The following is a 1,259-nucleotide window of genomic DNA, read 5'->3' as shown; positions in this document are numbered from 1 at the left end:
ATTCTGTCGTCCTTTGGCTAGCTGATCTGCATGTTCGACATAAAGGGTAAGATGAGAATAAAGCAGGAGCTTCTCAAGTTTACCTTTCCTTTTTTTGTAATCAGCAGGTTTGGTATCTTCTCTCCAGAGGGCATGATACTGATGCTCCGTTATTTTTTCGATGACATCATCGTCTTCAAGTTTTATACGAACCCTGTCAAGTCGTTCCAGTTTGTTATCACCTTCACTGACCTGGATCTCGAGTATTTCTTCTGCGGTTTTCAGCACATCCAGCGCCTCTTCCTCTGCCCGCTGTCTGGCCTCTGTGAGGTATGTCTGAATTTTCTCAGAAATCGCGTTACGACGATAATACACATCGCCCTCGCTATCGAGGTCAACCATGTTCAGGGTTTTTTCTACAGCGGTCAGTTTCCGAAGTATTTCAGGACGGAGGCTTGATGTTCTGATGTCTTCCAGTTTTTTTTCGAAGCCTGCAAGATAGATGAACATATTGAATACTGATTTTTCCAGGACGTTCTGGTTCTCTTCTGTGCTGTCTTCACTGAGTCTAATACCAAGAATCTCTGCCAGAGCATTTTGCCTGGCCTCGGGGTAAGAATGATCTTGACCATACATTTGCTTCATTGTATGGAGCAGGATGTCTTTTTGAATATCCATTGCCTTGATTTTCTGAAGCAGCTGTTCTTGCTGAGCGTCAACATTTGCATTGGTATCAAAATTTTTAATGTTTAAATCTGCGGCAATGGTTGCATAGCGAGCTTTGATTGCAGCTGCATTTCCAGCTTCTGTGATGGTTTTCTGAAGGAGGTGTTGTTGGATCAGAGCTTTCTGCTGTTCAAGGTGCTGCAGAATGGCCTGGTGACGGACTTGCGGGGCATCTTCGTCGTCAGGAATCAGGCCGAGCTTACTTTCCAGGTTGGCCAGTCTCTCCGGAGCCTCCTCGTCGGCCAGTTCTGTCTTATGTTGTATATGCTGTTGAACAGACTGAAAGCGGGCAACAAGATCGTTTTCATTGTCCGGAGTCATACCGAACTGATTTTCAAGAGCTGCCAGTTTTGTCATTATAATTCCATAATCAGGCTGTTCTGTTGCAGCAAAGGTTGTAGCCAACGCCTGCGTGATTTCATGAATTTTCTTTCTGAAAATTTTGGCTTGTTCTTCTGATGACTGGATATCATCCCAGTTATCAATACCAAGTTCTGTTGCCGCTTCATCAGTCATCACGCAAACCCGGATGTATAAGCAACTCGAAGAACACT

At 44.5% G+C, this 1,259-nt stretch carries 1 protein-coding gene; it reads right to left on the bottom strand.

Annotated elements, in window-relative coordinates; all coding sequences use genetic code 11:
- Window positions 1–1,221, bottom strand: a 1,221-nt coding sequence (locus tag KDK19_RS19810; protein WP_257292702.1) for a hypothetical protein, incomplete at its 3' end; no start/stop codon positions are given.
- Window positions 1,222–1,259 lie beyond the last annotated feature (38 nt).

It is taken from the genome of Endozoicomonas sp. ONNA1 (assembly GCF_024606325.1).
Taxonomy (GTDB): domain Bacteria; phylum Pseudomonadota; class Gammaproteobacteria; order Pseudomonadales; family Endozoicomonadaceae; genus Endozoicomonas_A.
This window is presented reverse-complemented; position numbering and strand designations above follow the sequence as displayed.